This is a genomic window from Dietzia sp. B19 (assembly GCF_014145155.1).
Classification (GTDB): domain Bacteria; phylum Actinomycetota; class Actinomycetes; order Mycobacteriales; family Mycobacteriaceae; genus Dietzia; species Dietzia natronolimnaea.
This window is the reverse complement of the sequence record NZ_JAALED010000097.1, coordinates 1-8167: the sequence shown is the minus strand read 5'-3', so window position 1 is coordinate 8167 and position 8167 is coordinate 1. Positions and strand designations below refer to the sequence as shown.

Here is an 8167-nt window from a genome sequence, read left to right as displayed (position 1 = left end):
GTTGTCTGGCGTCCAGACGCAGGAGGATGAGCGCCGCGGCGAGCAGCACGAGGGCCAGGAGGAACCAGAACACGACCATGTCCACAGAGGGTAGTCAGCGCTGGTGGGGTTACCCGCCAGGCACCGCGGCGCTGCGTGACCTGGACGGGCCCGGGAGCCGGCGGAGGCGCGGGCTAGCGGGGGTCCTCCCCCAGGGCGATCGGCCGCCGACGATCCGCCGACCACTGCGACCACGACCCCGGGAACAACCTCCCCGCCTCGATCCCGGCCACCTCCATCGCCGCGAGCGCATGGCAGGCGTGGATGCCGGAACCGCAGTAGACCACGGTGTCCTTCCCGCTGGTCACGCCCACGTCGGCGAACATCTGACGGATGCGCTCGGCGGGAAGGAACCGACCGCTCTCGTCGAGGAACGACGAGGTGGGCAGATTGACGGCGCCCGGGATGTGGCCGGCCCGCGAATCCATCGGCTCGGTGTGGCCGGCATAGCGCTCGGCCGCGCGGACATCGATCAGGACGCCCTCCTCGGGGCTTGCCTGCGTCTCGTCGATGTCGGCCGTGCGCATGTGATCGAGCCTGAAGGTGAAGTCGCCGCGTTCGACCGGGTTGCCCGGCCCCACCGCCAGGTCCTCGCCCTCGGCGATCCACGCCTTGAGACCGCCGTCGAGGAGGTAGACGTCCTTCTTGCCGGCCCAGCGCATCAGCCACCAGGCGCGCGCCGCGGAGGTGTTACCGGAGTCGTCGTAGATCACCACGCGGCTGTCGTTGTCCACCCCGGCACGCCGCAGGGCGTCCTCGAGATCATCGGGCGAGGGCAGCGGGTGACGGCCCTCGCGGACGTTGCGCTGGCCCGCGAGCTCGGTGGGCAGATCGACGTACTGCGCACCGGGGATGTGGCCCGAGTAGTAGTGCTCGCGCCCGCGGGCGTCGCCGAGTCGCCAGCGCACGTCGAGGATCACGGGGGTGGGAAGGCTCGCCACGTCGCTGATCAACTCGCGCGCCGTGACGAGGAGGGGACTGACCTGGGTGTCGGATGCGGGTGCGGTGGCTCTGGTCACGGGTCCATGGTAGTCGCGATGACGACGAGGCGGATCCCCTCATCGGGGACTGATCCGTCACTCCGCGGGCGCGTGGGCGGGCGAGGAGGTGTGGGCGGTGCGGGACGTGGGCGGTCACCCGGGCACGAGTTGGCGGACAGGATTCGCGTCGGGGCCGTTCCCGATCGCATCTCCTGTCCGCCAACTCGTACCCGCCGGCTCGTTCCCGCCAGCTCAGGCGACGGGCGTCAGCTCAGCGTGAGCGACTCGCCGTCCTCCGCCAGCGAGACCCGCACGGTGTCGCCGTCGCGGATGTCGCCGCCGAGCAGTGCACGAGCCAGCTTGTCGCCGATCGCCTGCTGCACCAGCCTGCGCAGCGGGCGGGCGCCGTAGGCAGGGTCGTACCCGCGCCGCGCAAGCCAACCCTTTGCCGCGTCGTCGACCTCCAGGGTCAGTCGCCGCCCCTTGAGTCGCCGCGCGAGCTCGTCGATCTGGATGTCGACGATCGACTCGAGCTGCTCCTCGCTGAGCGAGTCGAACATCACCACGTCGTCGAGCCGGTTGATGAACTCCGGCTTGAAGGCGCGCTTGACCGCGTCCATCGTCTGCTCCCGCGATCCACCCGCCCCCAGGTTGGAGGTGAGCACGAGGATCGTGTTGCGGAAGTCGACCGTGCGCCCCTGGCCGTCGGTGAGACGGCCGTCGTCGAGCACCTGCAGGAGGATGTCGAAGACATCCGGGTGCGCCTTCTCGACCTCGTCGAGCAGGACGATCGTGTACGGACGTCGTCGCACGGCCTCGGTGAGCTGCCCGCCGGCCTCGTAGCCGACGTACCCCGGAGGGGCACCCACCAGCCGCGAGACGCTGTGCTTCTCCGAGTACTCGCTCATGTCGATCCGGACCATGGCCCGCTCGTCGTCGAACAGGAACTCGGCGAGCGCCTTGGCCAGCTCCGTCTTGCCGACACCCGTGGGGCCGAGGAAGAGGAAGGAGCCGGTGGGCCGGTCGGGGTCGGCGACCCCGGCGCGCGACCGGCGGACCGCATCGGACACGGCCCGGACCGCCTCGCTCTGGCCGACGACCCGACGGGCGATCTCGTCCTCCATGCGCAGGAGCTTCTCGGTCTCGCCCTGGAGCATCTTGCCCACGGGGATCCCGGTCCAGGCGGAGACGACCTCGGCGACGTCCTCCGGGCCGACCTCCTCCTTGAGCATCGCGTTGGTGGCGGCGTCGTTCTCCTCCGCCTGGGCGAGCTGCTTCTCCAGCTCGGGCAGCCGTCCGTAGCGGATCTCGGCGACCCGTGCGTAGTCGCCGTCCCGCTCGGCCTTCTCGGACTCGGTGCGCAGCGCGTCGAGCTCCTCCTTGACCTTCTGCACACCCTGGATGGCGGTCTTCTCGTTCTGCCACCGGGCGGTCAGCTCGGCGAGCTTCTCCTTGGAGTCGGCGAGCTCGGACTGGAGCGCGACGAGCCGATCCTTGGACGCCGCATCGGTCTCCTTCTGCAGTGCCACCTCCTCGATCTCGAGTCGGCGCACGATCCGCTCGGCGGCGTCGATCTCCTCCGGTCGGGAGTCGATCTCCATCTTGAGCCGGCTCGCGGCCTCGTCGACCAGGTCGATCGCCTTGTCGGGGAGGAACCGCTGGGTGATGTAGCGATCCGACAGCGCGGCCGCGGAGACGAGCGCGGAGTCGGTGATCCGCACACCGTGGTGCACCTCGTAGCGCTCCTTGAGCCCGCGCAGGATGCCGACCGTGTCCTCGACGCTCGGCTCCCCCACGTAGACCTGCTGGAAGCGGCGCTCGAGGGCGGCGTCCTTCTCGATGTACTTGCGGTACTCGTCGAGCGTGGTGGCACCGACCAGGCGCAGCTCCCCGCGGGCGAGCATCGGCTTGATCATGTTGCCGGCGTCCATCGACCCCTCGCCGGTCGCGCCGGCGCCGACGATGGTGTGGACCTCGTCGATGAAGGTGATGATCTGCCCCTCGGAGGCCGTGATCTCGTCGAGCACGGCCTTGAGCCGCTCCTCGAACTCGCCGCGGTACTTGGCGCCCGCGACCATCGAACCCAGGTCGAGCGAGAGCAGGGTCTTGCCCCTGAGCGACTCGGGGACGTCGCCGTCCACGATCCGCCGGGCCAGCCCCTCGACGATGGCGGTCTTGCCCACGCCGGGCTCGCCGATGAGCACCGGGTTGTTCTTGGTGCGGCGGCTCAGGACCTGCACCACGCGCCGGATCTCCGAGTCGCGCCCGATGACCGGGTCGATCTTGCCCTCACGAGCCCGGGCCGTGAGATCCGTGGAGTACTTCTCGAGCGCCTGGTACTGGTCCTCGGGGTTCTCGCTGGTCACGCGCGTGTTTCCGCGGACCGCGGCGAACGCCTGCTTGAGCGCGTCCTCGGTGGCCCCGAGCTCGCCCAGGAGCTTGGCGGCGTCGCCCCCGGTGTGCCCCGCGGCGATGCCGACCAGGACGTGCTCGGTGGAGACGTAGTCGTCGCCCATCTCGGACGCGAGGGTCTGGGAGAAATTGATGACGGCGAGGGCGTCGCGGTTGAAGTTGGGGGCGGCCAGCCCCGAGCCCGACGCGCTGGGGTAACTCGCGGTGAGGGCCTTGGCCTGCGTGAGCGCCAGTTGCGGGTCCACCCCACATGCCTGGAGCAGGGGCGTGGCGATCCCGTCCTGCTGTTCGAGCAGCGCCACGAGGAGGTGGCCCGGACGGACATCCGGGTTCCCTGCCGCCGAGGCGGATTGGACGGCGGCCGACAGAGCCGCCTGGGTCTTGGTCGTGGGGTTGAACTGGCTCATCGACCGGTCCTTTCTTCGACGTGTTCTTGAGCGTACTCGGGTCAATACCGGCCCACATCGGGACCGGACAGTCCGTACAACTGCCGAACAGTTGAGTCTATTCCGCTCAAGTCAAAGAATCTGGTGTGAACGCCGCCACCACGTGAGTAGATTCTTAGCGGTACCGCGAGGCCCCTCCCTCGCATCGACCCAGGACAGGCCCCCGTTGACCCCCTCACCCCACCCCGCGCCGTGAACAGACAGCGATCCGTTCATCCCGCCGTCAGCTTCTCCGCCTACCTGCTGGCGATCGTCGTACCGCTCGTCCTGGCGCTGGCGGTCGTCGGATCCTCGCCGGCCCTCCTGGCGATGGTCCCCGAAGAGCACCGCGGCACCGTCGCCTCCTTCGGCGAGGGCGCCGCTCGCGTGTCAGGCGGGGACGGCGGCCTGTTCAGGCCCGCCCACGCCGATGCCGCCAACTCCACGGTCCCGGGGACTGCCGTCCCGCTCCGGGGCGAGTGGTCACCGCGCCGCGCCGCCGACATCCAGCCCCCTGCCGGGCTGATCGCGGGGGTCGACTACGCCGTCGAGGCCACCGAGGACGGGTATATCGCCCACTGGCCGTGCGAGCACGAGATCCCCGTGCGCTCCTACGACGCACCGCCGGGCAGCGAGCCCGACCTCGCGTGGGCGGTCGAGACGCTCGCCTTCGCCAGCGGCCTCCCTCTCAGGTACGCGGGGCCCGGTGCCGAGGGAGAGCGCGAAGGCGACGGCGCCATCTCCGTGACTTACGGAGACCACCCCATGTTCCACACCGACCCCGAGATCGCGGGACTGGGCGGCGTCACGGTGTGGCCGCGAGGGTTGGTTCTCCAGGGCTCGGTGACCCTGCGGCCGGATCAGATCAGCCCCGTCCCCGGGGACGCCTGGACCCGCAGCCTGACGCTTCACGAACTCATGCACGCCGTGGGCGTCGACCACGCCGTGGCGCACGGGCCCGAGGTCATGGCGGAACGGCCGGGCCCGCACCCTCCGACGATCCTGGGCTACGGCGACCAGTTCGCGCTACGACTCGTCGGCTGCCTGTGACGCGCGAACTACTGGCGACGCGCGGGCTGCCGTGGCAACCCCTCAGAGGGTCGTGACGACCTCGTCGTAGTCGAGTCGCGGCAGCCGGTCGAACCAGGCGTTCTCCGCCGGCGTGCCGATGTTGATCGCCACGAGGACGCGGTGTCGCCCGTCGGGGAAGAACTCCGCGGCGATCCCCTCGGCGTCGAACCCGGTCATCGGGCCGGCGGCGAGACCCGCTGCGCGGATGCCCAGGATGGTGTAGCCGACCTGCAGGCTCGCGTTGAGCTCGGCCACACCGGCCCGCGCGGCCTCGTCCGCGAACAGGTCGCGGGCGCCGGGGAAGTGGGGGAAGAGCCGGGGTAGTTCGTCGTGGAAGTCCACATCGGCGGCGAGCAGCGCGACGGCCGGCGCGGCGGCGGTCTTGGCCCGGTTGCCCTCGGCCAGGTGCGGCAACAGTCGGGCCTTGGCCTCCTCGGACCGCACCACGACGATCCTCAGCGGCTGGTTGTTCATCGACGTCGGGGCCCACTTGACCAGGTCATAGATCGCGCGGAGCTGCTCGTCGGTGACGGGCTCGTCGGTGAACGCGTTGGCGGAACGGGCCTCCCGGAAGAGCAGGTCCTGCGCAGCGGAGTCCAGGGTCAGGGCGGTCGGAACCTCAAAAGATGTTGTCATATCTACTAGAACTCCCGATGCGCTCCGCCGAATCCCGGTCGAATGGTGATGTCCGTCACCCCGCGCGCCTACGCTCACCTCATCGACCGCTCACCTCGTCGTCGTCATCCCCCCGGAGGTCCCCATGCCCACCCGCACCCGATCCGCGACGCTGGCCGTCCCGGTCGCCACCGCCGCCCTCGTGCTGGCGACCCTGACCGGCTGCAACGCGATGGACCCCAACCAGGGCGGTGACACCACCTGCGGCGACTACATGGAGATGCCGCCCGAGGACCAGCGCGAGGTGATCACCACCTTCCTCGACGAGAAGGGGCAGTCCGATCCCGCCGGCATGGAGGTGACGCTGAACCAGGAGTCGGCCAAGCTCTACTGCGGAACCGTGGGCCAGGCGAGCGACCCGATCCGCAACATCGATACGGGGTAGCACCGATACCGGGTAGCACCCCACCACACCCAATGGCCCGCCCGCTACGAACTATTGGTGACAATGGTCGGTGTGGAACGGGAGGCGATCTGATGAGGAACGGCGTCGTCGTCGACATCGGCGGCAGCGGGACGCGGATCGGTGCCGTGGTCGACGGCCGCGTGGTGGGAGTCCACGGGGCCGAGGTGGCCACCGCCGAGGATCTGGCCGCGGTGATCCGGGCCGTCGATCCCCTCCCCAGCGGCGTCGGCGTGTCTGTCAGCGGGCACGTCGACGCCGACCGTGGGGTCATCGAGGCCTCCCGCGCCGCCGCCTGGGCCGAGGGGCCGATGCGCTCCCAGTTGGTCGCCCTCCTGGACGCCCCGGTGTCCGTGATCGGTCACGGCGATGCCCACGCCCTGGCCCTGACCCAGCTGCCGGACGTCGAGTTCGGCGGCATCGCCATCTCCCTGGGCACCACCCTGTCCTTCGGGGCGCTCAACCGCCACGGTGCGCTCATCCACCCGTGCGGGCCCACCGGGTGGGACCTCGGGCACTGGCGGCTGGTCGTGGACGGCGGCACCACCGAGGCGTGGTGGGGTCTGGGCGGGCACGGGCTCTACGACCTCGAGCGGGAACACGGCGACGGTGCCGCCGAGATCTACGCCCACCGGGTGGGCTCCTTCGTGGTGGACGCCGTCCAGTTGTTCCGGCCGCGCACGGTCCTGCTCACCGGCGGGATCGTGGTGGGCCTGGGCGAGGCGCTGCACGGGCCGGTCGCCGAGCAGTTGCACACGCTGCCGCACACCATCCCGACGCCGCGGGTCGTGTTCTCCCCGTCCCGGGACACGGCACTCTTCGGGGCCGCGGTGGCCGCGGGGTTGGCGATGCCGGCGGTGCGGTGATCACCCGCGCCGCTACTCGATCAGCCCCCGCAGGTCGTCGGCCGTGAGTGCCGCGGAGAAGTGCTCCCCCCTATCCAGCACGGACGCGAAGAGCTCGGCCTTGCGCCGCTGCAACTCCACCACCCGCTCCTCGATGGTGTCTCGGGCGACCATCCGGTAGACCAGCACCGGGCGGGTCTGACCGATCCGGTGCGCACGGTCCACGGCCTGCGCCTCGGTGGCCGGGTTCCACCACGGGTCCAGGAGGAAGACGTAGTCGGCGCCCACCAGGTTGAGGCCCACTCCCCCGGCCTTGAGGCTCAGGCAGAACACCTGCGCGCCACCCTCCGTGAACCTGCCGACGGCTCCCGCTCGGTCGGTGGTCCTGCCGTCGAGGTGAGCGACCGTGATCCCCTCGGCGTGCAGCCTGTCGACCACCGTGTCGAGGTAGCTGGTGAACTGGCTGAACACCAGCGCCCGGTGCCCCTCGGCCACGACCTCCCGCAGCGACGCGATGAGCTCATCGGTCTTGGCGGAGGGGATGGATGCGTGATCGGGGTCCACCAGCGAGGGGTCCAGGCACAGCCGGCGCAGCACGGTGAGGCCGGCGAGGATGCTGATTCGGTTGGAGTCGAAGTCGTCTAGCAGCGCGAGCAGCGATGCCCGCTGACGGGCGAGCTCGCGCTCGTAGACCCGGCGGTGCGCGACCGAGAGTTCTACCTCCATCACCGCATCGGTGCGTGGCGGCAGCTCGCCGGCCACCAACTCCTTGCGGCGCCGCAGCAGGAACGGCCGCAGTCGGCGGCGCAGGCGACGCAGTGCCTCGGCGTCGCCGTCCTTCTCGATCGGGGTCCGGAACAGCGCGCGGAACTCCTTGGCGTCGGGCAGCACCCCCCGACAGGACAGGGCCGCGATCGCCCACAGTTCGGTGAGGTTGTTCTCCATGGGCGTGCCGGTGACCGCGAGCAGGAAGTCGGCCCGCAGCCCGGCGAGAGCGGCGAACAGCTTGGACGAGGGGTTCTTGGCCTGCTGGGCCTCGTCCAGGATCACCCCGGCCCACTCGATCCCCGCGTACGCCTCGGCGTTCAGTCGCAGGACGGTCGCGGAGGTGACCACGATGTCGTGGACGGCCGCGTCCTCGGCCACGGTCGTGGGCGACTTGCTCTCCGTGGCCGAGCGTCGGGCCACGCGCAGCGAGGGCACGAACCTCCGGGCCTCGGCCTCCCAGTTGGGCACGACCGACGAGGGCGCCACCACGAGGAACGGCCCCGGCGAGTCGGCGACCGTCTCGGCGCCGGTGGCGGGGCCCTCCGCGCG

Annotated in this window: 7 protein-coding genes; 3 read left to right on the top strand and 4 right to left on the bottom strand. The window is 70.6% G+C overall.

Annotated elements, in window-relative coordinates:
• Positions 1 to 173 precede the first annotated feature (173 nt).
• Entirely contained in the window at positions 174 to 1058 is an 885-nt protein-coding gene (locus G6020_RS03845) for a rhodanese-like domain-containing protein (protein WP_182609709.1), read from the bottom strand.
• A 227-nt stretch (positions 1059 to 1285) separates the two neighbouring features.
• Positions 1286 to 3838, bottom strand: a complete 2553-nt coding sequence (gene clpB / locus G6020_RS03840; RefSeq protein ID WP_182609708.1) for an ATP-dependent chaperone ClpB — start codon at positions 3836 to 3838, stop codon at positions 1286 to 1288.
• 231 nt (positions 3839 to 4069) lie between these two features.
• On the opposite strand from clpB, the gene G6020_RS03835 reads away from it, so the two are divergent.
• Entirely contained in the window at positions 4070 to 4906 is an 837-nt protein-coding gene (locus G6020_RS03835; RefSeq protein WP_182609707.1) for a hypothetical protein, read from the top strand.
• Between the two features lie 42 nt (positions 4907 to 4948).
• Here G6020_RS03835 and G6020_RS03830 read toward each other — a convergent pair whose 3' ends face one another.
• A complete protein-coding gene (locus G6020_RS03830; protein WP_179523517.1) occupies positions 4949 to 5563 on the bottom strand; it encodes a malonic semialdehyde reductase in 615 nt (204 codons plus the stop codon).
• A 124-nt stretch (positions 5564 to 5687) separates the two neighbouring features.
• On the opposite strand from G6020_RS03830, the gene G6020_RS03825 reads away from it, so the two are divergent.
• Together G6020_RS03825 and G6020_RS03820 are read left to right on the top strand one after the other, a co-directional pair.
• Entirely contained in the window at positions 5688 to 5987 is a 300-nt protein-coding gene (locus tag G6020_RS03825; protein ID WP_179523518.1) for a hypothetical protein, read from the top strand.
• Positions 5988 to 6079: 92 nt separating this feature from the next.
• Positions 6080 to 6871, top strand: coding sequence for an ROK family protein (locus tag G6020_RS03820; protein ID WP_182609706.1), 792 nt, complete (start codon positions 6080 to 6082; stop codon positions 6869 to 6871).
• A gap of 12 nt (positions 6872 to 6883) precedes the next feature.
• Here G6020_RS03820 and G6020_RS03815 read toward each other — a convergent pair.
• A partial coding sequence (locus G6020_RS03815; protein ID WP_182609705.1) for a DEAD/DEAH box helicase occupies positions 6884 to 8167 on the bottom strand: 1284 nt, incomplete at its 5' end.